This window comes from Brevibacillus sp. RS1.1, assembly GCF_013284365.1.
Taxonomy (GTDB): domain Bacteria; phylum Bacillota; class Bacilli; order Brevibacillales; family Brevibacillaceae; genus Brevibacillus; species Brevibacillus brevis_D.
In genome coordinates this window covers 202,775-226,361 of sequence record NZ_JABSVA010000005.1, presented here as the reverse complement: position 1 = coordinate 226,361, position 23,587 = coordinate 202,775, and the positions used below count along the sequence as shown (strand labels likewise).

Genomic DNA, 23,587 nt, shown 5'->3' with positions numbered 1-23,587 from the left:
ACTAAAGATGCACACTGACACACGTATACTCATTGTTGATGACGAAGCAGATTTCCGCCATCTATTAACCAGTCGATTGAAAAGAAAGGGATATACCACGCTGGAAGCATCTGACGGAATCAGCGCACAGAAGCTAGTAACCAGCGAAACGATTCATGTCATTCTGCTTGATTTGAAAATGCCCGGGATGGACGGTCTCTCCTTTTTGCAATGGTGCAAGGAAACCGCTCCTGCGATTCAAATCATTGTTGTGACGGGACACGGAACCATCGAAACAGCGATCGAAGCAATGAAACGCGGCGCTTATGATTATTTGACAAAGCCTTACAACCTCAATGAATTGGAGGTTTTGATTTCCAAGGCCGTCGAAAAACAGCAGTTGACCGAGGAAAACCAACAGTTGAGAGAAGCGCTATCGACAAACGGGAAAACGACGTTTCAAATCGTTGCGGAAAGCCCGAAGCTAAAGGAGGTCCTAGCTACTGCCAAGCGAGTAGCCAGTACGGATTTTCTCGTTCTCTTGAAAGGGGAAAGTGGGACAGGGAAGGATGTCATCGCGAGACTCATATATGAGTATAGTGAGAGAGCATCAAAGGCATTCGTACCGATCAATTTGGGAGCAATACCAGAAACGATGCTGGAAAGTGAACTGTTCGGGCATGAAAAGGGAGCCTTTACAGGCGCAACTGCTCAGAAAAAGGGACTGGTAGAGATTGCCCATCAAGGAACGCTCTTTTTGGATGAAGTAGGGGATTTGCCGTTTCCTTTGCAGGTCAAGCTACTCCGTTTTCTGGAAACCGGTGAATTTCGCCGAATAGGGAGCCCGATTCTGCACAAGGTGGATGTGCGGATCATCGCTGCTACCAATGCCGATCTGGAAAAGAAAGTGGAAGAAGGAACGTTTCGATCCGATCTTTATTTCCGGCTGCATGTCATGGATATAACAATTCCACCCCTCACGCAGAGAAGAGAGGACATTTTGCCACTGTCTGCTTTCTTTTTGAATCGCCTCAAGCGTAAGTATCCGGTCAAACCGCTTTCTGTGAAAGCGCAGGCAGCTCTTTTGGCCTACTCATTCCCGGGGAATGTTCGGGAGTTGGCTCATATGATCGAACGCGCTGTCGTTTTGGCAAAAGGAGAGGAGATAGACGACAAGGATCTCTTTCCGCATGAACAGCCAGTACCTCACAACCCATTAGAACGGAAGCTCCTTTCATCAGCAGAAACGGGCGAGGAAGAGGCATTTTTACTGAAAAATGTAGAGCGAGAACATATCAAGCATGTGCTGGACGTTTCCCAATGGAACAAGACCAAGACAGCTGAGAAGCTGGGGATCAGTGTACGTAATCTGTATCGAAAAATCGAAGAGTACGAGCTGCGACCGTGACATTTTGTCGCGAACTGACCATGACATTTTGGCATGGTCTTTTCTTTTTCTTGCTCTTTGGAAGCCCCAAGTCGTTCGTTTTCCAGCTTTTATGGCTTGGCACGCCTCTTGCTACTCTTACCCTAGTGAATACACGATCAACATGGAGGAGTGAGACCTATGATCAAAAAAGAGAAGACAGGCTGGAAGAAGCTGTCCATGGTTGTAGTGGCGATGCTAGTCTTTGCTGGCTGCGCTACACAGCAGACCGCCCAACCCACCTCAACAGCGAGTGAGGCCAAAGATAAAACAGCGAGTGGGGCATCGGGAGCAATCAATCTAGATTCCTACACCCCGCCTAGTATGGACAAGGTGCCAGAAGGGCCATTGGGAGAATCGATTAAGTATGGACATAAGTTAATGAATGAAACGAGCACAGTGATCCCTGAATACACAGGGAATAAGCTCTCCTGCTCTAGCTGTCACGGTAATGCCGGAATGGATGCGACCTCCCCTTTAACGGGTGTCACCGCAGTCTATCCCCAGTACATTCCAAGGTCTGGCAAAGTGGTTACCATTGAAGATCGCATCAATGGTTGTTTTCAACGAAGCATGAACGGAAAGCCATTGCCTTATAACAGCGATGAAATGAGAGCGATGGTAGCCTATCTGTCGTATATCTCAACAGATGTACCAGTAGGCATTAAAGAGCGCCCGTGGATAGAGAAAAATGATATGAAGAGCGTACCTCAACCGAATGTGGCAAATGGAGAAGCCCTCTTTCAAAAATCGTGTTTACAATGCCACGCAGCTGATGGTTCAGGAACAGGACCAAACTCTGGACCAGCTCTATGGGGGGATAACTCCTTCAATATTGGTGCAGGTATGGCCCGTATTTCCAAAGCTGCTGGCTACATTCAGCGCAATATGCCTCTAGGGGAAATGGGCGGTATTAAGCAAGGCTCGTTAACCGATCAAGAAGCAGCGGACCTAGCTGCCTATATTTTGTCCAAGCCGCGTCCGGACTTTGCCAAAAAGGCACAAGACTGGCCAGCTGGAGGCGTTCCAAAGGATGTGCCGTATGAAGTAGACAGCGCCAAGAAGAAGCAATAGGAACTCAATACCGAACCCAAGAAAGGGGACTGTCCCAAAAGTTATAAAATGACGGAGGGGTAGTCCTCTTTTTGATAAAATGGGAGGAGCGCACCAGATTATTCCGTCATTCTTGGACAAGCATCGCGTATTATCAAAAAAGGAGACCCAAAATGAGTAAAATCTTTCAAAAAGGCATTATTTTCGATATGGACAATACCTTATTGCAATCCAGGATCAACTTCGCAGAGATGAAGCGGGCCATCTTTCAGCTATGGGTGGACAATGGGATCGTTTCTCCCACACTTGAGTGGGAAAAGCATACCGCATCACAGCTCATTGAGATCGGGCGAAAAGCAGAGCAAATGACGAGAGAGCTGGAGCAAGCGATGTGGGATGCGGTAACCGCGATCGAGAAGGAAGGGATGCATGGAGCTGTGCTGGAGCAGCACGCGGTAGAAGTGTTAGAAGAATTGAAGAACCGCTATCAGCTGTATATCCTGACCAACAACGCTTATGCCGCTGCGGAGGAGGCTTTGAACGAGACGGGAATCGCCTCTTACTTTGACGAAATCGTCGCCCGCGAGCAGATGACGATCTTGAAGCCATCTCCATCGGGCATTCACTATATTCGCAGCCGCAAGCCGGATTGGCCTGTTTCAGCTTGGACGATGATCGGGGATTCGTGGATCGATGGTAAGGCGGCATGCGACGGACAAGTCGCTTTTATTGCCTATCAAGGGAACGAGCAGGACATGGAGCGAAATGGTGTTGTGCCAAGGGCATACATTAGGGACTTAAAAGAACTACTGACGGTCCTCGAAATGTGCGAGCAAGGGTAAAGTGCACTTCTCCCATAAATGATTACAGACTATCGCGAAAAATATGCTATACTTTGCCTAACTGAATACCAGCCTTCAGGGTAGGGTGCAATTCCCGACCGGCGGTAATGACGAACGCACGTCTGAGCCCGCGACTCGCTATCGTAAGCAGTTGATAGCGACTGACTTGGTGCAAATCCAAGGCCGACGGTACAGTCCGGATGGGAGAAGGTATTTGGAACGGCCTGTTTCGCTGTTTTTTTCAAAAAACGGTAGAAGCAAGGCTTCTTTCTGAACGCCCTGAGCATAATATTCATGGGCGTTTTTATTTTTCACAAAACTTCATAGCGACAATCTTCAGGGCAAGGTGAAATTCCTGACCGGCGGTAATGGCGTACGTACGTCTGAGCCCGCGACTCGCTGACCACACTTGCAGCGACTGATCTGGTGAAAGTCCAGAGCCGACGGTACAGTCCGGATGGAAGAAGATTATGTGCTTTCTTCATTTGTTTTTTTTGGAAAACGGATGAGGTAAAGCTTCTTTCCCTATGCCCTGAAACGCTTTGAGGTTTCAAGGGCTTTTTGTGTTGTTTGGCTGGAATGATGGAACAGAAAGGAGTGCGGTATGGAACAGGACAGCAAGTACATGGATCTGGCGCTGGAATTGGCACGATCGGCACGAGGTCAAACCAGTCCGAATCCCATGGTCGGAGCTGTGATTGTGAAAGATGGAACCATCGTCGGAATGGGAGCGCATCTGCGAGCAGGAGAGCCCCATGCTGAGGTGCACGCACTGCGGATGGCTGGGGAAAAAGCGCAAGGTGCGACCGTGTACGTGACCTTGGAGCCTTGCAGTCACTATGGGAAAACACCGCCGTGTGCAGAGGCGTTGATCGCAGCTGATGTACGTCGTGTCGTTGTAGCGACGCTCGATCCGAATCCATTGGTGGCGGGAAGAGGAGTGGAGATGCTGCGGGCAGCAGGAGTGGAAGTAGCGGTGGGCGTGAGAGAAGAGGAAGCGAAGGCGCTCAATGAAGTCTTTTTCCATTACATCCAAACCAGACGTCCATTTGTGACGGTAAAGACGGCCAGTACATTGGATGGAAAAATCGCTTCGTTCACGGGACACAGTCGATGGATTACTGGTGCAGAGGCTCGGGCAGAGGTGCACGAACTGCGCAGGCAGCACGATGCGATCCTCGTTGGGGTTGGGACGATTCTCGCGGATGACCCACTGTTGACGGCGCGTCAGGAAGAGCAGCGTTTTGGAAGCCAACCAGTTCGCGTGATTTTGGACAGCCATTTACGGACGCCGCTGGATGCCCGTGTGGTCCAGAATGCAGATGCGAAGACATGGATCTTTGCGACAGATGCAGCCCCAAAGGAAAAGCAGGAGCTACTTGCGGCAAGAGGAGTAAAGGTCATCTCAACGGCAGGGCCAATTCGCGTGGAAAAGGTGCTGGATACGTTGGGAGAGCTGGGAATTACCTCGCTGCTTGTGGAAGGCGGGCAGGAGGTCAATGGCTCCTTTTTGCAGGCGAGAGCGATTCAAAAGGTCGTGAGCCATATCGCGCTAAAGCTGATCGGGGGAAGCAGTGCACCTTCGCCATTCGGAGGTCAAGGCTTTTCGACGATGGGAGAAGCGGTACAGCTGGCAAATGTCACGATCACGCCGATCGGGAAAAGCGATGTACAGATCAGCGGGTACCCACAATGGGAGGATCAGACGTAGCGAGTGAGGAGGAGAGAGCATGTTCACAGGACTGGTCGAAGAAGTGGGCGTGTTGGAATCGATTCAAGGGAACGAGCAGGCGAGTCGACTGGTCATCCGCGCACACCAGGTACTCGAAGGGGTGAAACTCGGTGACAGCATCTCGGTCAATGGTATTTGCCTGACCGTTACTTCTTATACCAATCGCCAGTTTAGCGTCGATGTGATGCCAGAGACGATGAACAAGACGAGCTTGCGCCAATTACGCAATGGGCAGCGAGTGAATTTGGAGAGAGCGATGCGGCTGGGGGACCGATTCGGCGGTCATATCGTCTCCGGACATGTAGACGGGACTGGAATGGTTGCTTCACGAGAGGTGAATGCGAATGCTGTCGTGTTTCGGATCGAGGCCAAACTGCAGCTGTTGAAGTACGTTATTGCCCGTGGATCGATTTGCATAGATGGCATCAGTCTCACTGTGGTGGAGGTAAACGATAGCGGTTTTACCGTTTCGATCATTCCGCATACGCTGGCGAATACGAGTCTTGCAGACAGACGCCCTGGGGACTTGGTAAATCTCGAAACGGATGTCATCGGCAAATATGTGGAGCGTTTGTTAGGTTATCAAAACCATGGCAGTACAGAAAAATCTGGCGGGCTCAGTCTAGACTTTTTACAGGAAAACGGCTTCGCGTGAATAGGAGGGAGAAAGCATGTTTCACAGCATAGAAGAAGCATTGGAAGATTTGCGTCAGGGCAAGGCGGTCATCGTGGTAGACGATGAGGATCGGGAAAACGAAGGAGATTTTGTCTGCATGGCCGAAGCGGCTACGCCTGAAATGATCAACTTCATGATCACACATGGCAGGGGACTCGTTTGCGTACCAGTGACAGAAGAGCACGCGACTCGCTTGCAGCTGGCTCCGATGGTGAATGCCAATACAGACAAGCAAGGAACGGCTTTTACCGTGTCTATCGATGAAGGGAGTACACATACAGGGATATCCGCTCATGAGCGCTCTCAGACGGTCTTGGCGATGCTTGACGAGCAGAAGGTCGCAGACGATTTCCGCAGACCGGGACATATTTTTCCGTTAATCGCGAAGGCTGGCGGTGTATTGCGCAGAGCGGGACATACAGAGGCGGCAGTTGATTTGGCTCGCTTGGCGGGGGGCATTCCAGCGGGAGTGATCTGCGAAATTATGAATGAAGATGGCTCTATGGCACGTCTGCCGCAATTGGTAGAGATCGCACGCCGCTTTGATCTCAAGCTGATTACCATTGCAGACTTGATCGCGTATCGGATGCGGACGGAATCCATGGTGAAAAAGGAAATCGAAGTGCAGCTTCCGACCGCCTACGGTGATTTTCGGATTGCAGCTTACACGAATGAGCTGGATGGCAAAGAGCATGTAGCTCTCATCAAGGGAGAGATCGGACCGGATGAGCCCATTCTCGTCCGCGTGCATTCGGAGTGCTTGACAGGAGATATTTTCGGCTCTCATCGTTGCGATTGCGGCCCACAACTGCACGCAGCATTGGAACAGATCGAAGCGAATGGACGCGGCATTTTATTGTACATGCGCCAGGAGGGCAGAGGCATTGGCTTGATTAATAAGCTGCGTGCCTACAAGCTGCAGGAGGAAGGCTTGGATACGGTTGAGGCCAATGAAAAGCTAGGATTCGCCGCTGATCTGCGAGATTACGGTATCGGTGCGCAAATTTTGCGGGATTTAGGCGTGCAACGCATGCGGCTTTTGACCAACAACCCACGAAAAATCCGCGGGCTTACCGGTTACGGATTAGCAGTAGAAGAACGGGTGCCGCTTCAAACGCCGGAGCATATGCACAACAAACAGTACCTATCAACAAAACAAGAGAAGCTGGGTCACCTGCTTCAACTTAACGGATAAGGAGAGGGAATAAACGATGAGAACATTCGAAGGACATTTGGTTGGAACAGGCTTGCGTGTAGGGATTGTGGCAGGACGCTTTAACGAATTAATCGTTAGTAAGCTGGTCGGAGGGGCTCTCGATGCCCTGAAGCGTCACGGCGTAGAGGATGAGCAGGTAGACGTGGCATGGGTACCGGGAGCGTTTGAAATTCCGTTGATCGCCAAAAAAATGGCGGAATCCGGTCGCTATGATGCGGTGGTTACATTGGGAGCTGTTATTCGTGGCTCCACTCCACACTTCGATTATGTCTGCAATGAGACCGCAAAAGGAGTTGCGTCTCTATCACTATCGACTGGGATACCCGTTATTTTTGGTGTTTTGACGACAGACAATATCGAGCAAGCCATCGAGCGAGCAGGAACCAAAGCAGGCAATAAAGGCTGGGAAGCAGCAACGGCAGCGATCGAAATGGCTAACTTATCTAAGCAGTTCGCCTAATCATTTCATATGGGTAGCGAGATAGTTCAACGGGGGCTTCGGCTCCCGTTTTCTATTTTTTTGGATAAAGTAACCACAGATAGGTCAAAGTAAGAAAGATTTTCCTGAAAAAAAGGGGGATCTAGCATGAAGCCGACTGATTGGTGGAGAGCGCAAGTAGAGGCCATACAAGCAAAGCAGCGCATCCGTTCGGTTCATGCGCGGCGAAGCGAACAAATTACACCGGATATGGTAAAACAACGTATGCAAAACGTGGATGACCTCAGCAGCTTGTCATTGAAGATGAATGACGAGGAGGTACACGTTTTTTTTCTCGATACGCTGGTGGATGTGTCCCAGATTTATGAGAATGTCTTTCTTCCGTTGCAGCGTTCCGATGGTAGAGATCCGATGGAGGTGCTCCCTTTCTCACAGGAATGTCTTCTTGGCGATATGGAGACGTTGATGAGTAACTTGCTACGCGGTCATACCATCTTGTTTTTTCTGGAAAGGGATCTCATTCTTCATGTAAATACATTTCAGGTCGCGCATCGTTCCATTACGAAATCCGAGACGGAGGCGACCGTCCTTGGACCGCAAGACTCCTTTGTTGAAATGCTGGAGATCAATTTGTCCTTGCTTCGGAGAAGACTCGCTACACCTCATCTGAAAGTATCGAGCTACACGATCGGCACTGAGGCGCACAACAAGGTAGCCGTGATTTATTTGGAGAACATCGCGAACGCGGAAAATGTGGAGCGCGTGAAAAAAAGGATCGACAATGTCAATTACCATGGATTTGTCGGGATGCCAGTCCTAAAGCAAATGCTGGAGGACAAGCCGTACTCTCCGTTCCCGCAGTTTGGCTTGACGGGTCGGCCTGACAATGCAGCAGCAGCTTTGTTGGACGGCAGGATCGTAATCATGCTGAATGGCAGCCCGGATGCCGCGATCTGTCCGACGTCCTTTCTGGAGATGTTTAGCAGCCCCGAAGACTTTTACAATCGATGGTCTACGGCGAGCTTGCTGCGGATGATTCGTTTTTTCGGATTGTTTATCACCATTATGCTCACCTCCAGCTACGTCTCTGTCTTGACGTATCATCCGGAAATGCTTCCTCCCGCTTTGCTGACGATTTTGTCTGAATCGCGCAGTCGGGTGCCTTTTCCACCCGTGATCGAGGTGCTCATTATTGAGCTCGTCATCGAGATCTTGCGGGAAGCGGGGATACGCATGCCGACTAAAATCGGTCAGACAATCGGTATCGTTGGCGGTATCGTGATCGGGACAGCCTCTGTACAAGCGGGGTTAGCCAGTAATATCCTGATCGTCCTTGTTTCTGTATCGGCATTGCTTTCTTTTGTGCCACCCAATTTTTTGATGAGTAATGCGATTCGGCTCGTTCGCTATGGTTTCATCCTGATGGCAGGTGTATTGGGCATGTACGGCCAGATGCTGACACTGGCGTTTTTATTCGCGCATTTACTCAATTTGACTTCACTCGGTACGCCGTACATGACCCCGGGAGTTCCGCGTCAATGGACGGATTTGATGAATGGTCTCGTACGTGCACCATTGAGGTTTATCGTCAATCGCAACCGCATGTCCCGGGCAAAGCAAAAGCATGTCCGGCCAGTTGGGGAGGACTAGGGGGATGGATAGAGGGAGAATTGCCAGCCTGAATCCGATCCTGGTAATCGGATTGATTATGAATACGATGGTGGGTGTTAATTTACTTGGATTGGCTCATTCTGCTAGCAAACTAGGCTACAATCTGTGGTGGTCTCCGATTTTGTTGGGAAGCATCGTCAGCTTAACGTTAATTCCAATGATGGCCTTGTGTCGTCGCTATCCAGAGGATAATCTTTTTCGGATTCACGAAAAGCTGTTGGGAAAATGGCTGGGACGCTGTTTCAATGTGCTGATTATCCTCTACGCCATTCTGAGTGTATCTACCGCCAATGAAGGATATGTTAGGCTGGTGCAAACCTCCATGCTGAACAATCAGACAGTCACATTACCTTTGATCGGATTGACTTTGGTCATGGTCTACATTACAAATGGCGGCATCAAATTGATCGCGCGTTTTTGTCTGCTAACCTTCTTTTTTACGGGCTGGATGGTTTTTCTTTTGCAGTACGGATTTCAAAAGGGAGGAATCACGCATATTTTTCCTCTTATTAATACCGATTGGCGCAGTATAGCCGAAACCATACACAATTCTTCCGCGAGCATGCTGGGGTATGAATTGGTCCTGTTTTTCTATCCATATATCCAAGAGAAGAACAAGGCACAGAAGCATGTGCTGATTGGGGTATGGAGCGTGGTTTTGTTATACGTCCTGATTCTGATCACAAGCGTATCTTATTTTTCCGAATGGCAAATGGACAATCTTATTTATCCTGTATTGAATTTGTTTAAGGCTGTAGAGCTGTCTTTTTTGGAGCGGATCGAAAATCTCGGGATTGGTCTCTGGGTCTTCCTCATTCTCAGCACGAGTACGGGATATTTGTGGGTTGCCCGTACCGGTCTGGAAGAAATGGCAGGCAAGACGAAGCTGTGGCATCTGTTTTTACCGACAATCATTTCGTTTCTATTCATTGTGGGACCATTATCTGTAGAAAGACAACGCTACATTTATGACAAGGTTTCTGTTTATATGGCCTATGGATTGATCTTATGGCCGATTTTTTTGTTATTGCTTCATTCCTTGAGGTTCGGTAGAGGAGAGCGGGTATCATGAAGAGGGCGAGCAGGTTCTTTGTTACGGTTATCCTCTTGCTCAGCCTTTGCGGTTGTGGGGGCGAACTTGAACGGCCGTCACTGGAAGACATGGCCATGATTGGGGTTATGGGCTTCGATTATGTGGATCGTGAAAAGATAGATGTCACCGTATCCGTACCGGTTCCCTCCAAAAATAAAGAATCCACGCAAGTGTACGCTACGTATGCCTCGATGACGAGTGAGGCGATGCTGAATCTCGCGACAAAAGCGGAGAGGACAATGTCGCTCTCGCAGTTGCGCGTGATTTTGTTCGGGGAAGAATACGCACGCAAAGTAGGGATCGGAAAAGTCATCCTTGATCTCTATCGCAATCCGATTGTCGGAGAAAATGTATACATTGCCATCGTAAAAGGAAAAGCGAAAGATGTTATCAAAGGAACCTATAGCCACAGTCCGGAAATCAACACGTATATGAACAACTTGCTCCGTCCGCGAATGGAAACGGCCTTTTCGTCTTTTGCGACCATTCACGATTTTGTTTTTATGATGACCAGCAACACGATGGACCCCAATCTCCCTTATCTTATCCGCAGTGACGGAGAGATTCAGATCACCAAGGTGGCCCTTTTTCGAGTGGACAAGATGATTGGAATGTACTCACAGCGAGAGGGAAAGCTGGTTCAGGGGTTTCTGGGTAGAAAGCGCTTGCCCCGTATGAGCTTCGAGTTCAAGCACGAAGCGAAGACAGGTAAAAAACAAACGGAAAAGGTCGTCTTCGATTTTGTACGGGCAAAAACGAAAGTAAGAAGCAATGGTAACATGAAAAAGCCTGTCATCCACATCGAGCTTCGGGTGAGAGGGATGCTGGTGGGCTATTCAGGCAGCAAGGATTTGGAGAAGCGGGGTCAATTTCGGACCATGGTTCAAGAGCTTGAGAAACGGATCAGTAAGGAAAGCATGGAAATGCTGGTACGTTTTCAAAAGCAAGGGGTTGACCCGTCGCAGCTCGAGGAGAGCATTCGCCAAAAATATGTTGGCAAATGGACACGCGAAACGGGTCTCGCCCTATATAAAAAAGCAAAATTCAGTATCAAAGTTCATGTGGACATCGTCGGGTTTGGCACACTGAAATAAGGAGCAGCAGCATTCCGCTGTGGTTAGAACAGACGCTTGAATTCGCGCCAAATCGCACCCAAAGTCCGGTGATTTACATTTTGGAGCTTGCCGTACAGCAGATTCGTCAAACCAATAAAGGTGAGCTCCTGATCTTTCGTATACGGATACCAATTAAACTCACGCTTGCGTTTGCCCGGATCATGGATGACAGAAATGCTATGCGTAAAGGCTTGCAATCCTGAAGGCCCGCGATAACGACCGATGCCACTCTGTTTGACCCCTCCAAAAGGAAGATGGGGATTGGCGTAGCTGATAATGACGTCGTTGATGCACACATTGCCGCTGTCGAGCTGACGAGCTACGCGATCCGCTTTTGTTTTATCGCCTGACCAGACGGAGGCATTCAGCCCGTACGGTGAGCTGTTAGCCAGACGAACAGCCTCCTCTTCGGTGGCAAAAGTCATGATGGGTAACACTGGACCAAAGGTCTCTTCCCGCATGATTTTCATGTCAGATGTCACGCTTGTGAGAATGGTCGGCGCGATATACATGCTGTCAGAGGAAGGAAGCCCTCCGGTGACCGCAGTCGCCCCAGCGGCCAGTGCTTCGTTCACATGCTCACGGACAATTCCGATTTGTTGGGAAGACGTCATCGAACCGACCTCGGCCTGATCCGGATAGCTTTGGCGCAATGCTTTTGTCTTTTCGGTGACCAGCTTGAGAAAATCAGGATATACCTTTTCATGGACAAAAAGCCGTTCGACAGACATACACACCTGTCCCGAGTTCGTAAAAGCCCCCCACACCGCGCCATTTGCTGCCCGCTCCAGATGAGCGTCTTCGAACACGATCATCGGGTCTTTGCCACCCAGCTCCAATTCAACAGGGATCAAATGCTCCGACGCCGCAGCCATAATTTTTTTGCCTGTCGCAACAGAGCCTGTAAAAAATATTTTATCTGGGCGAGCAGCCACTAGCGCCTGTCCAGCTTCGCGTCCCCCATGAAGGACGGTCACGACTCCATCTGGCATTGAAACAGCGGAAAACACCTCTTCAATGAGCAGTCCGGTAGAAGCAGTCACCTCGGAAGGTTTTAAAATAACGGTATTGCCTGCTACAAGGGCTGATAATACAGGAATGATGGCAAGCTGAAACGGATAATTCCACGGAGAGATGACCGCGACGACACCCATTGGCTTGTAGTGGATATACGATTTCTTCGGCCACAGCACGATAGAGGTTGGTACCGGCTGATCGGCCAGCATCTGATAAGCATGTTTTTCATAAAAACGGATCGTGTCGACGGTGACGAAAATTTCGGTCATGTACGCTTCCAGCGTAACCTTTCCGGTAGCCTCACTAATTTTTCGGGCGATTTCTTCGCCATGATCGACTAAATAGTGCCGCAACCGCGTCAAATAGTCCAGACGCTTGGCCAACGATGTAGTAGACCAAGCTGGAAAGGCAAGCCGCGCACGTGCCACCGCGTCTTCTACCTGTGCTGGAGTCGCTTCCTGTAAAGAGCCAAGCTGCTCACCAGTGGCGGGATTTTGCATAGACATGACTGCCATCATGATTCACCTCGATTCAGGAGATTAGGATTCAGATGAGAAGAGTGTATGCATCAAATGGGCAAAGGTCTGTTCAAAGCGGGCAATCGCTTCTTCCGGACTCTGTAACTCATCGAGTAAAAAATGAAAAAGGAATCCGTCGATTGCAGAGTAAATGAGTGAGATTGCGGAGTCTTCGTCGATGGTCAATGAAGTTTGTTCTTCGAGCTGCAATCGTACGAGCATACGAGAGATGAGCTGATGCAGACGGGATCGAATGACTTTTACCTGTTCACCAAACACTGGAACGTACATGGCCTGTACCTGCAAGTCATACCAGAGCCGATGCAGCTTTCGATCTTCTTGTAGACTACGGCACAAAACACGGCCTAAAGCTGCTGACCATTTTCCGGATGGAGCTGCGAGTACTTCGCGTTCCAGCTCCTCCATAAAACGTCCTTTGTAGCTAGAGATTACAGCGAGCAAAAGCTCTTCTTTGCTTGTAAAGTAATAATGCAGAATGCCAAGTGAGACGCCAGATTCCTTGGCAATGTCGCGCAAGGAAACAGAGGCATACCCTTTGTCAGCCAAACAAGCAGTCGCTTGCTCAATCAAAAATGCCCGTTTTGCTTCGGCTTTTTTCTGGGTAGTCACTTTCTCACCTCTTTTTTGGACAACTGTCCAGTTTTTCTGTTTTTATTGTATTTTTACGGATGATGTCTGTCAATGAAAAGAGCAACCCATAAAAAAGAAGCGGCTTCATTGCCGCTTCTTTTGCCGTTCCCATCGTCGTAAATACGGATAAGGATCAAATGACCAATCTGCGCCACCTGTCTCCCGGTACATACCGTAATGCAGATGGGGAGGGAATTTGCCGGAAGTACCGGGTTTCCCATAACCAGAGCTGCCAATATATCCGAGGACTTCTCCTGGCTCCACGATGTCACCTGGCTTCAACCCCTTTTTAAACGAGGACAGATGTGCAAAGTAATGATACACATTGCCCATGTCACGCATGCCGATTCGCCATCCGCCAAATCTATTCCAGCCGATTACTTCGATGACTCCGTACGCTGTGCTGAGGACAGGGGTACCGTGACTCGCAAAAATATCTGTCCCCTCGTGGATGCGACGACCACCCCAGCCGCGTGGCGCTCCCCATGTACTGCGGTAGCTGTAATCGTACCTGGCGGGGATAGGAAAATGCCGCTCATCTAGGTCCAGGTGTTGATACTTTGCATACACCTGCGCGAACTGCCTGATCGTCTTCACGGAACGATCCCGCTGATAGTACGACCAGAGACCGATTTGCCAATCTTCGTGGGAGAAGCCGTACTGGGATAGGTAATGTATGAAAGTAGTGAGTGCATCGAGATCGTTGTGACGATCTGCGACACCATCGCCATCCCCATCCATGCCAATCCCTTGAAAAAATTGGATAGATACCGGATTCGTATCCTCCGCGTCAGGATTGAACGCTCCTGCCCAACGATCACTTGGGATGTCCACAGCTGTTAGCCGCGAAACGTTTTCCTGCTCCTGCTTCTTTCGGCGTATTTTCATGGTACGCTCGTATTGATCAATTGCTGCTAAATAATTCCACGGAATGCCATACATCGATTCCAAGCGCAAAAAAACTTGCAGGCGTTCTTGAAGAACCGGGTCTTGCTCTTTGGCGGACGGAGCGATTCCGGCGGCGGATTCTAGTGGAGAAATAGCTGCAACCACGCACAAGCTGATCTGAATGATTAGGCGGAAAACTCGCATGCCGTCTCCCTCCTGCCTCGTAGTCTTTTGTTGTAGTTTCTGCCAGTTGGAGTGAATTATCCAAGATACTTTTGGAAGGGCTTTTGGTTGTTACCGAGGAAAGTTTTGTAAATTTGCGGTAAAAGAGGCAGGAGCACACCCTATCGTCAAAGAATTGAAATCTGGAGGAGTGTATTCCTTAAAAATCGTCATGAGGAGGCTGTGTGATGAGCAAAAAAGTGTTGATTGTAACAGGCGACGCTGTAGAGGCACTGGAGGTTTTCTATCCGTATTACCGCTGCTTGGAAGAAGGGTATGAAACGGTCATTGCAGCGCCCAGCGTGAAAACCCTGCACACCGTTTGCCATGATTTCGAAGCACACAGTGAGACATACACAGAAAAGCCAGCTTATCAGCTTCCCGCCCATGTTGCCTTTTCGGACATTAATCCTGAGGCGTTTGACGCTTTGATTATTCCGGGAGGACGAGCACCAGAGCATATCAGGCTCAATGAACACTTGAAGCCGATTGTCGCGCACTTCTTCGAGACGAACAAGCCAGTCGCAGCCATCTGCCATGGCTCCCAAGTATTGACGATTGTTCGCGAGCACTTAGCCGGTCGTGAAATCACAGCGTACCAGGCTTGCAGACCCGATGTAGAAGCGTGTGGAGCGATCTACCAAACGGAAACGCTCCATGTCGATGGTAATCTTGTTTCCGGACATGCTTGGCCAGACTTGCCAGGCTTCATGCGTGAATTCCTCCATTTGCTCAAGTAAACAACCAGTTCCCCAAACTTCCGTCATTGCTGGCGGAAGTTTTTTTCGTTCTGACAATGCTTTTCATCCAGCCTTTTCCTCTGTATCATAAAGGGAAAATATGTTCGTCTGTTTCATGTGAGGAGTGGAAATAATCGTGCTGTCATTTATTCATACAGCGGATGTCCATCTGGATGCGCCGCTTCAAATGTTGGGGGAGCGCTACGAGCTGCGTCAGGATGATTTTCGTCAAACGATGAAAAGAATCCGTGACCTCGTTCAGGAAAAGGAAGCAGACTTCTGGCTCATTGCTGGAGATTTGCTGGAATACCACGGGGGAAGACGATCCACTGCTTTGTTTTTACGTGATCTTTTTGCTAGCATCGCACCAATCCCTATCGTGATCGCACCTGGCAATCACGATCCGTGGAGAGCGGATTCGTTTTATCAAACATTGGAATGGCCGGGGAACGTCTACTGGTTTACATCCGAGTGGGGGGTCTATGAATTTCCCGAAAAGTCGTGCGTGATTTACGGCTGGGGCTTCGGGCAGCCACATGTGTACGAGTCGCCACTCGATACATTTCCAGGAAAATTGGAAGGGTATACCCATCATCTGATGGTTCTACATGCAAGTGTGCTTTCCAATTCAGGAGAAGGAGAGCATCATCCGTATGCGCCTGTCACCTTGCAGCAGCTTGTACAGACGGGCATGGATTATGTTGCGATGGGACACATTCACAAGCCGGAATCATTCATGCATCCTGTCAAAAAACAACCGTTCGCAGCTTACCCAGGCTCTCCAGAAGGATTGACGAGCAAAGAAGCGGGAGAACGACATGTTTTGTATGGAGAGCTGGATCATGATGGTAGGTTGCAGCTCACGGCGATTCCTGTCCAGTCACGCAAAATTCAAAAGCTGGACATCAAAGCGAATGGAGTCGAAACAACTGAGCAGCTCATTGATCGAATGGAGCAGCAACTCATAGAGGAAAACGATTCCGATATGATGTACATCACGCTGATAGGGGAGCGAGCAGCCCATTTTCAACCTCCCTTGTCCGTCCTTCAACAGCGATTTTCCCGATTTTTTTTGTTGCAGCTGACAGACCAGACCTGGCCTGATGTGGATGAGGACAAGCTGATCGCAGATGGTGGCGTCTGGGGGAGATGGCTTTCCAAACTGGCAGAGGCGGAGTCCCGTGCACAAAATGAGGACGAGCGAGAAATCGTCAGGCTAGCCAAACAAGAGGCTTTGGCGCGGATTGGAGGGACCATTCGATGAAAATAGAGGAGTTAGTGCTGGGGAGCTTCGGAAAATGGCAGGATGCTTCCTTTCGTTTTACTCCAGGCATCAATCTGTTTTATGCCCCCAATGAGTCAGGAAAATCAACCATCCTACAAGGTATTTTCGCTGCCTTGTATGGAATGAAACGCGATTACGTCAAAACGGCGCGATACTTGCCTGAATATGAAAAGTACCGTCCGTGGCAGAGTGGCTCATATGAAACGATTATTACGTACAAATTAGCGGGCAAAACCTATCGTCTGCACCGTCAATTGACGAAGGAACGGGAGGAGGCACGCCTCTTTTTGGACCCCGAATGGACGGAGCTGACTGAGCTTTATTTGGAAGACAGGCGCAAGGAACGGAATTTTATCGAAAAACATACTGGCCTTACACGCAGTCTATTTACGGATTTGACGTGGATCAGAAGGGAACCGCTTCAAGCGGCTGAGCATTTGATTCCGACTTTTACGACTGCGGAAGAAGCCAATCCGGCTGTCCAACAAATTTTGGCGGAGCTGGATCGAGAGGTTGCCCTCATCGGTAAAAAAGAACGGGCCGAAAATACACTTTTGGGAAAAGCCGCTACAAAGGTGGCGCAAAAAGAGCAGGAGAAAGAAAACGCAAAGGTAGCTTGGCGAACAATCAGCCAACTGACGCTGCAAATAGCGGAAGCGAAAGAAGAATGTCAGCAATTAGAACTGCGGAAAAGCCGATTGCAGCAGCATCTGGAGCGTTCGTTTGGACAAGCAAAAGTGTTGCAGGAACGCTGGCAACGAAGCCATGCTCCTGTCAGTCAACAAGACTGGGAGTGGTGGGAGCAAACAGCTCATTCAGAGGGTGAATTGGCCATTCATCAAGAGGCAAGACGAGGTCTCACTCAAGTAAACATGCCGACGGTAGCCGTACAACAGATGGATGACCAGCTTATCCCCTTGCAGCACGATTATGAAAAAGGAACACAATTGCTCAAACAGCGAGAAGCACTGCATATTCGTTTGGCGACATTGGCGGTGTCCGCCCTTTCTACAAGTCCGCGAAGATCAGCATCACGCAGCACCCGACAAGGCAATCAGGCAAAAAGGAGACGGGGAGCTGCCCTTATGTGGGGCGGCGCAGGGATATTGTCTGTTCTCGGGTTAATCGGCTTTGTAAGTGGACATTCCATTCTGGGAGGGATTTCTGCGACTGTCGCTTTGTTGCTGTTTGGTTTTGGGGTTTTCTTGCTGCGAGTAGGCGGGAGTACGGGCGGAGTCAAACAAACAGCAGATCAAGATGCGGTACAGGATAGTCAAAGGGTACAAGAAGAGATCGCTTCCATCGATGCTGAGGTCACCACACTCGTTCAGAGATGGGGGGCGAGTAATTGGGATACATTTTTGGAAAGACGGGAAGGGCTACTGAAAAGCACAAACAAGCAACAATCTGAGCAGCTTCTATCGGAAATGGCGAAAACGAAGCAGGAAGCTGATCTGTCTGCAAGCTGGGGTGAGGCACTTCGCAACTTGCTGGATCAGGAAAAAAACGCGCTTGAAACCGAGCAAGGCAAATTACGCATCGAGATGGCAGGGATTGAGGATAGGCTGCAGGAGCTGCGGGAACAAATGGCAAGAGGAAGTGGGGAGATGGCGGTTCACGAGAGCCTGTCATTATCTCGCGCAACGGATGAGCTTGAGGAAGCGCAGGCAGCACTTCGTCAGCTGCAAAATAAGCGAGATGCCCTTCAGCTGGCTCGGGAAATGCTGCAGGAGGCAGTAGGGGAATGGCGGCGAGATAGCACACCCGCTGTGAATCAGCAGGCTTCGGAGATCATCGAGCATATTACAGGGGGAGCGTATCGAGATGTCAGACTCGATCCCCGTGACGGATTTGCCGTTCGTTTGCTTGCGCCGACCAAACAAATAGTACTCGAGCAGGACCAATGCTCTACTGGGACTATCGATCAGCTTTACCTTGCCCAGCGTTTAGCCTTGATGCATCATGCCAAGCAGGCGGAGCCATTGCCTCTCTTTTTCGATGATCATTTTGTCCATTATGATGAAGAACGGCTTCGTCGAACGCTTGACTATGTCACCATGCTGGCACAAGAACATCAAGTGTTTCTCTTCACCTGTCATGAGCGAGAGCTGCGCATGCTTGCGCCATTGCTTCGTCAAGAGGAGCGCCATGCCGTTCACCGAATCGGGTAATTGTTTCCGGGGCAGGAAAGAGGTTGCCCCTCCGAAATCCAACCTCTATAATGGAAATTGTTATTGTCTTGTACCATGATGTCACATGAGGAGTGAGCCCTATGACGCAACGCAAGCCGGAGTGGCTCAAGATCAACCTTGTTTCAGGATCAGAACTAGCCAGCTTTAAAGAGCTTAAGCAAACCATGCGCACGAAGACGCTACATACCGTTTGTGAAGAAGCAAAATGCCCCAACATTCATGAATGCTGGGCAAGCGGTACAGCAACTTTCATGATTTTGGGTGATATATGTACCCGTGCCTGTCGGTTTTGTGCAGTAAAAACGGGGTTACCGACGGAGCTGGATACAGCTGAACCGGAACGTGTAGCAGAAGCAGCTGAACAAATGCGTTTGAAGCATGTCGTTGTTACTTCCGTTGCTCGTGATGATTTGGCAGATGGAGGCGCACAGATTTTTGCCGATACGATTCGTGCGATTCGTCGTCGACTGCCGTTTGCTTCCGTAGAAGTATTGATTCCCGATTTTATGGGGAACTGGGATGCGTTAAAAGTGGTCATGGACGCAAAGCCTGACGTACTCAACCACAACATTGAGGCGGTTCGCCGGATGTCAGATCGTGTACGGGCAAGAGCCAAATACGATCGGACGCTGGAACTGTTGAAAAAGGCGAAGGAATTCCAGCCGAGCATTCCGACGAAGTCCAGTCTGATGATTGGTGTAGGCGAGACGATGGAGGAAATCATCGAAACGATGGATGACCTGCGTTCTGTCGACGTCAACATCATGACGATTGGTCAGTATTTGCAACCGACCAAGAAGCATTTGAAAGTAGAAAAGTTTTACCATCCAGATGAATTTGCTCGCTTGAAGGATGAAGGCATGAACCGTGGTTTTAGCCACGTAGAATCAGGGCCATTGGTGCGCAGTTCGTATCACGCTCACGAGCAGGCGAGTGCCGCGAAGGAAACGATTGCGAAAGAATCCATGCCGAAAGCGCAATAATAAGTAACCCCCTCAACCGCCCATTAGAGCGTTGAGGGGGTTTTTCACTACTTGGGGGAGAGGCTTTTAGCGGCTGGTTGTTGTCTTCACGTTATGGGATGTTCCACCCATACGCTTGACGAGCGTGTCAATGCTTCTCGCATCTTCTGTACGCGCTGTACTCACATTGCTGGAGCGACTTGCTACACGAGCGATTTCTTGAATGTCATTCGGATTATCGGTGACATACACTTTGTAATAGCGTGGTGAAACCGATTCGGCGTTCATTCTTGCCTGTTTTTTCGCTGTGCGCGCATCTGCTCCTTGTGTATGCAAGCCTACAAAAACTTCTTTGTCCGTTACCAAGACGGTAGAACGCTGTACGCCAGGGCAGCTAGCAGTGACATTCCCTACAGCTTTTGCCAATGCTTCACGGTCTACATAGACGTTTGTTACACTGGCAGTTCTCATATGCTGACGGTCAGTCTGCACATAGCCCATGTGTGGCATTCCAGTTTGCATGACACCTGCTCCACCGCGGTTTGTACCATGCTGCTGGTAAATGGAATGGTTTGTACCAGTTGGCGCATTGTAAACACCCGTTGTACCCATACCAGCTTTATGATCCGTAAAGGCATTGTACGGTCTCATTCCACTCGTGTAGGCGTTGTAGTTGTTTACATGTGGGTAAGTACCATTTGGATATGCACCATAGTTATTCCCAGCATTGTTGGTCAGTCCCATGCCATTGCGAACATGAAGTCCATCACGAGTGCCGTCGTAGTTGCGGACGTGGAGCCCGTCGAGACTAGTGGTGCCAGCACCAGTGTAATTACGGGTATGATGATACCCGTCAATGTTCGTCGAGCGCATGCCATCGTAGTTACGGACGTGCACTCCATCAAAATTTCGGACGTGCGGAGCAGACTGGTTCGACATCGTCTTGTTCGGATGCGTGTAATTAGGCGCAGCATTATTTGCACAACCAGAAGCCAACAGCACAATACCTGCAATTGCAGGATACAACCATGTCTTTTTCAATGGTAACACCCCCTACACGATAGAATGTCCAAAGGCACAGGTCAGTTATCGTGGGAAATTTAGCTCATGCTGCGTGAAATATGATAAGATGGACGTAGTATACATGCGTAAGGAGGAAGCGAGTTTGATTCGCACGCAAGCCGGTACTTATGAAGTCATGGAAGTAAATCGAGACGGCTGGAACCTTGAGGCGTTCAAGGAGCGCTATAGCGACATCCTCGACAAGTACGATTATATTGTAGGGGACTGGGGCTATGGTCAGCTTCGTCTTCGTGGGTTTTATATTGACGCTAATCGCAAAGTACCGTTCGAGCAGCGGATCGCCGCTTTGGATGAGTACCTGCATGAGTTCTGCAATTTTGGTTGTCCGTACTTCGTTTTGCGCAAGGTAAAAGCAAACGTTGGCAACAGTGATGACCAAAGCGGGCAAGACGAAGCTGGTTTTGATGCCATCATTGATATTCGTCAGGACATTCCTCGTGAAGAGGGTGGCTCTTCGCCTTATGTAGAACGAAAAGAACGTAGACGTTATCACCCGCGTCAAAATAAACAGGATCGCCAGAACAATGCTGGCGCCGATCGCAATGGGGCAGGGAGAAACGAACGTGGGGAGAAGCCAAAGTTCCAAAAGGATCGCCCTGATAAAAATGGCAAGGACTCCAACTCACGAGAGCGCCGTCCCAATCAATTCAAACCCAATCGCGAACGCGATAAAGTCCCAACAGGACCAAATACACCAAAGCGTGAGTCCTAAAAATGAATCAGAATAACCGAAGCATAAAAAAGAGCCCTGGATGTCAGGGCTCTTTTCGTTTTGCGATCGAATAACCTCAGCCAAAACCATTAGGGCTTCAAAAACCACCGGGTCCACCGAAACCACCGGGTCCACCGAAACCACCGGGTCCACCGAAACCGCCGGGTCCACCGAAACCACCAGGTCCACCGAAGCCACCGGGTCCACCAAAACCACCGGGACCCCAACCAGGCCAGCCCCATGTAGGCCAATAACCAGGCCAGCAAGTATTGCATCCCCACCAAGGATATGGCTGTGGGACGACAACGACCTCAGGACCTCGTCTTCTACGGAAAAAGACTGGGTGAGCCTGATCTTCTGGGATGTATTGAAAATCCTGGCCTGAAGAGTAATAAGGTGGCTGGTCATATTGTGCAGGAGCAAATTGGTTTTGATCGTATTCGTTTTGATCATATTGGACTTGATCGTATTGGTTTTGGTCATAAGAACTTTGGTCATAAGAGCTTTGGTCGTATGGATAAGATTGCATGATGCGATTCGCACTCCTCTCGTTATCTGTCTGTGCATCTGTGCAGTAGCAGTATACGAGGCATACGCCTGTAAGGAGCATTGTCCAGCAGGAAATGGGCGGAGGTAATCAATAAAAAAAGGAAGAGCCCGCAATGGCTCTTCCTTTGGTGAATTAAATGGCTGCTTCCAAAAATGCTTTCAATTCTTCGGCTTCACTCTCATTCAAGTTGAACGCGAATTCCAGATAGCCTTCTTCTTCCAGATCATCATGTCCAATAATAGCGGAGCGTCCATTTTGAATGTTGATGACAATCGCCTTCCCATAAAAACGGTTGGTCGTTGTAATCGCGAGGTCAAAACGCGTAGCTTCGCCCGTGAAGCTAACAAAGCGCGTACGAGTATCCTCGGCTTCGTCGTACAAGTAGAACAAATCATTTGCCATGTAAGTGTCCCTCTACTTCCATAAAAGATTTGGTTTGTGTTCGGTATTGTGTACAGCACGGACAAAGCGAATGGTTTTGGTTTTGGCACGCATGACGATCGAATGAGTTTCCACCATATCATCGCCGAGGTAGCGTACACCTTGCAACAGCTCTCCATCAGAAACACCTGTTGCCGCAAAAATGGCGTCGTCCCCTTTGACCAGATCGTTTAGCGTCAAGAGCTGCTCCGGATTATCGAGCCCCATTTTGATGCAACGCTCGCGTTCACTGTCGTTTTGTGGCTTGAGCTGGGCTTGCATGTCGCCACCCAGGCACTTGATCGCTGCGGCACTGATTACGCCCTCTGGCGCACCACCGATTCCCAAGAACAGGTCAATCCCTGTATGCGGCAGACAGGCAGCAATCGCTGCACCCACATCGCCATCTCCAAAAAGCTTGACGCGCGCACCCTTTTCACGAATGGCGTCAATTATCGCCTGATGGCGGTCACGTTCCTGAATAATGACCGTCACATCTTGTACGCGCTTGTTGTTTGCTTTTGCTACAACCTCTATCATTTTATCCACGGGATCGTAAAGGTTGATTTGTCCGGCAGCACGTTTGCCGACGGCCATTTTCATCATGTACATGTCTGGTGCATGCAACAGGGTGCCACGGTCTCCGATGGCGATAACAGACATGGCATTGTTGTGACCCTTCGCGACAATCGTCGTTCCTTCTAGCGGGTCAACCGCCACATCTACCTCAGGCCCGTCTGCTTCCTGGTTACCGAGCTTTTCACCGATATAGAGCATGGGGGCCTCATCCAGTTCACCTTCGCCAATAACGACGGTACCCCTCATGTTGATCGTGTCAAACATGGCGCGCATGGCGCTGGTCGCTGCTCCATCTGCTTCATTCTTTTTCCCGCGTCCCATCCAGTGAGAAGAGGCGAGTGCAGCCATTTCCGTTACCCGCACAATTTCCAGTGCCAATTCGCGTTCCACAGTGTGTTCCTCCCCTTATGCTTGCCGACAAAAATTCACCCCATCATTGTAACATAAAGTTATCACTGATTCGTCTTTTCAGCACCGAGAAAGTGGCGAGAACCTGAAAAGGAGGAGCGGAGTGTAGGGGATCTAC

22 protein-coding genes and 2 riboswitches are annotated in these 23,587 nt (G+C 49.6%); of the genes, 15 read left to right on the top strand and 7 right to left on the bottom strand.

Going from position 1 to position 23,587, the window contains the following annotated elements:
• Positions 1–7: 7 nt before the first annotated feature.
• From HP570_RS18280 to HP570_RS18235, 10 genes are all read left to right on the top strand, one after another.
• Positions 8–1,387: a sigma-54-dependent transcriptional regulator gene (locus HP570_RS18280; RefSeq protein WP_173626662.1), complete on the top strand. Its 1,380-nt coding sequence runs from the start codon at positions 8–10 to the stop codon at positions 1,385–1,387.
• 159 nt (positions 1,388–1,546) lie between these two features.
• On the top strand, positions 1,547–2,479 hold the full coding sequence (locus HP570_RS18275; protein ID WP_015893053.1) for a c-type cytochrome: 933 nt from the start codon (positions 1,547–1,549) through the stop codon (positions 2,477–2,479).
• 152 nt (positions 2,480–2,631) lie between these two features.
• Positions 2,632–3,300, top strand: a complete 669-nt coding sequence (locus tag HP570_RS18270) for an HAD family hydrolase (RefSeq protein ID WP_173626661.1) — start codon at positions 2,632–2,634, stop codon at positions 3,298–3,300.
• Between the two features lie 67 nt (positions 3,301–3,367).
• Positions 3,368–3,516: riboswitch (FMN riboswitch) on the top strand.
• Between the two features lie 112 nt (positions 3,517–3,628).
• Positions 3,629–3,773, top strand: a riboswitch (FMN riboswitch).
• 131 nt (positions 3,774–3,904) lie between these two features.
• The gene (gene ribD / locus HP570_RS18265; RefSeq protein ID WP_173626660.1) at positions 3,905–5,011 is read left to right on the top strand and encodes a bifunctional diaminohydroxyphosphoribosylaminopyrimidine deaminase/5-amino-6-(5-phosphoribosylamino)uracil reductase RibD; all 1,107 of its coding nucleotides are present in this window, start codon (positions 3,905–3,907) and stop codon (positions 5,009–5,011) included.
• Positions 5,012–5,030: 19 nt separating this feature from the next.
• Positions 5,031–5,687 (top strand): riboflavin synthase, encoded by a 657-nt coding sequence (locus HP570_RS18260; RefSeq protein WP_173626659.1) that lies wholly within the window; start codon positions 5,031–5,033, stop codon positions 5,685–5,687.
• A gap of 16 nt (positions 5,688–5,703) precedes the next feature.
• Positions 5,704–6,903, top strand: a complete 1,200-nt coding sequence (locus tag HP570_RS18255; protein WP_173626658.1) for a bifunctional 3,4-dihydroxy-2-butanone-4-phosphate synthase/GTP cyclohydrolase II — start codon at positions 5,704–5,706, stop codon at positions 6,901–6,903.
• 16 nt (positions 6,904–6,919) lie between these two features.
• Positions 6,920–7,384 (top strand): 6,7-dimethyl-8-ribityllumazine synthase, encoded by a 465-nt coding sequence (gene ribH, locus HP570_RS18250; protein ID WP_015893048.1) that lies wholly within the window; start codon positions 6,920–6,922, stop codon positions 7,382–7,384.
• 126 nt (positions 7,385–7,510) lie between these two features.
• On the top strand, positions 7,511–9,013 hold the full coding sequence (locus tag HP570_RS18245) for a spore germination protein (protein WP_173626657.1): 1,503 nt from the start codon (positions 7,511–7,513) through the stop codon (positions 9,011–9,013).
• A 4-nt stretch (positions 9,014–9,017) separates the two neighbouring features.
• Positions 9,018–10,106 (top strand): GerAB/ArcD/ProY family transporter, encoded by a 1,089-nt coding sequence (locus HP570_RS18240; protein ID WP_173626656.1) that lies wholly within the window; start codon positions 9,018–9,020, stop codon positions 10,104–10,106.
• On the top strand, positions 10,103–11,221 hold the full coding sequence (locus HP570_RS18235) for a Ger(x)C family spore germination protein (protein WP_173626655.1): 1,119 nt from the start codon (positions 10,103–10,105) through the stop codon (positions 11,219–11,221). The genes HP570_RS18240 and HP570_RS18235 overlap by 4 nt, the downstream gene beginning before the upstream one ends.
• Positions 11,222–11,244: 23 nt before the next feature.
• On the opposite strand, the gene HP570_RS18230 is transcribed toward HP570_RS18235, so the two are convergent.
• From HP570_RS18230 to HP570_RS18220, 3 genes are all read right to left on the bottom strand, one after another.
• Positions 11,245–12,777 carry an aldehyde dehydrogenase family protein gene (locus HP570_RS18230; protein ID WP_173626654.1) on the bottom strand — a complete coding sequence of 511 codons (1,533 nt, stop codon included), beginning with the start codon at positions 12,775–12,777 and terminating at the stop codon, positions 11,245–11,247.
• A 21-nt stretch (positions 12,778–12,798) separates the two neighbouring features.
• Positions 12,799–13,407, bottom strand: a complete 609-nt coding sequence (locus HP570_RS18225; RefSeq protein ID WP_173626653.1) for a TetR/AcrR family transcriptional regulator — start codon at positions 13,405–13,407, stop codon at positions 12,799–12,801.
• 105 nt (positions 13,408–13,512) lie between these two features.
• Positions 13,513–14,520, bottom strand: a complete 1,008-nt coding sequence (locus HP570_RS18220) for a M23 family metallopeptidase (RefSeq protein WP_015893042.1) — start codon at positions 14,518–14,520, stop codon at positions 13,513–13,515.
• Between the two features lie 206 nt (positions 14,521–14,726).
• On the opposite strand from HP570_RS18220, the gene HP570_RS18215 reads away from it, so the two are divergent.
• The 4 genes from HP570_RS18215 (at position 14,727) to lipA (ending at position 19,738) form a co-directional block, all read left to right on the top strand.
• A complete protein-coding gene (locus tag HP570_RS18215) occupies positions 14,727–15,278 on the top strand; it encodes a DJ-1/PfpI family protein (protein ID WP_015893041.1) in 552 nt (183 codons plus the stop codon).
• Between the two features lie 136 nt (positions 15,279–15,414).
• Positions 15,415–16,542 (top strand): metallophosphoesterase family protein, encoded by a 1,128-nt coding sequence (locus tag HP570_RS18210; RefSeq protein WP_173626652.1) that lies wholly within the window; start codon positions 15,415–15,417, stop codon positions 16,540–16,542.
• Positions 16,539–18,734 carry an ATP-binding protein gene (locus tag HP570_RS18205; RefSeq protein ID WP_173626651.1) on the top strand — a complete coding sequence of 732 codons (2,196 nt, stop codon included), beginning with the start codon at positions 16,539–16,541 and terminating at the stop codon, positions 18,732–18,734. Before HP570_RS18210 ends, HP570_RS18205 begins: the two co-directional genes overlap by 4 nt.
• A gap of 101 nt (positions 18,735–18,835) precedes the next feature.
• Positions 18,836–19,738, top strand: a complete 903-nt coding sequence (gene lipA / locus HP570_RS18200) for a lipoyl synthase (RefSeq protein WP_015893038.1) — start codon at positions 18,836–18,838, stop codon at positions 19,736–19,738.
• A gap of 66 nt (positions 19,739–19,804) precedes the next feature.
• Here the strand turns inward: lipA and HP570_RS18195 are convergent, their stop codons facing one another.
• Complete coding sequence (locus HP570_RS18195; protein WP_173626650.1) at positions 19,805–20,767, bottom strand: YhcN/YlaJ family sporulation lipoprotein; 963 nt, start codon at positions 20,765–20,767, stop codon at positions 19,805–19,807.
• Positions 20,768–20,846: 79 nt separating this feature from the next.
• Between HP570_RS18195 and HP570_RS18190 the strand changes: the two genes are divergently transcribed.
• On the top strand, positions 20,847–21,512 hold the full coding sequence (locus HP570_RS18190; protein WP_015893036.1) for a YutD family protein: 666 nt from the start codon (positions 20,847–20,849) through the stop codon (positions 21,510–21,512).
• A 97-nt stretch (positions 21,513–21,609) separates the two neighbouring features.
• On the opposite strand, the gene HP570_RS18185 is transcribed toward HP570_RS18190, so the two are convergent.
• From HP570_RS18185 to glpX, 3 genes are all read right to left on the bottom strand, one after another.
• The gene (locus tag HP570_RS18185) at positions 21,610–22,041 is read right to left on the bottom strand and encodes a hypothetical protein (protein ID WP_173626514.1); all 432 of its coding nucleotides are present in this window, start codon (positions 22,039–22,041) and stop codon (positions 21,610–21,612) included.
• A gap of 153 nt (positions 22,042–22,194) precedes the next feature.
• Positions 22,195–22,464 carry a DUF3055 domain-containing protein gene (locus tag HP570_RS18180; protein ID WP_015893034.1) on the bottom strand — a complete coding sequence of 90 codons (270 nt, stop codon included), beginning with the start codon at positions 22,462–22,464 and terminating at the stop codon, positions 22,195–22,197.
• A gap of 12 nt (positions 22,465–22,476) precedes the next feature.
• Positions 22,477–23,451, bottom strand: a complete 975-nt coding sequence (glpX, locus tag HP570_RS18175; protein ID WP_064201371.1) for a class II fructose-bisphosphatase — start codon at positions 23,449–23,451, stop codon at positions 22,477–22,479.
• Positions 23,452–23,587: the final 136 nt, after the last annotated feature.